The organism is Streptomyces sp. URMC 123, assembly GCF_051386515.1.
Taxonomy (GTDB): domain Bacteria; phylum Actinomycetota; class Actinomycetes; order Streptomycetales; family Streptomycetaceae; genus Streptomyces.
This window is the reverse complement of record NZ_JBPQTV010000785.1, coordinates 1-255: the sequence shown is the minus strand read 5'-3', so window position 1 is coordinate 255 and position 255 is coordinate 1. Positions and strand designations below refer to the sequence as shown.

Annotated in this window: 1 pseudogene; it reads right to left on the bottom strand. The window is 76.5% G+C overall.

The window, feature by feature from the left end:
• A pseudogene (locus tag ACSNOD_RS32005) lies at positions 1-255 on the bottom strand (AMP-dependent synthetase/ligase); the annotation flags it as partial.

The window sequence follows — 255 nt, the reverse complement described above, 5'->3', positions numbered from 1 at the left end:
AGACCACCACCACCCGCAGGCGCCCCATAAAGCGCCGCGATCTCCACCCCGTACCGCTCCGCCACCACCCCCCTCCGCACCTTGAGCGTCGGCGTCAGCACGCCGGACTCCACCGTGAAGTCCTCGTCGAGCACCACGAAGTCCCGGATGCGCGCCGGCCGCGCCACCCGCGCGTTCGCCGCCGCCACCGCCTCCCCGCAGAGCTCCCGCACCGCCGGGTGCCGGGCCGGCCGCGGCCCGAGGTCCACGCCCTCC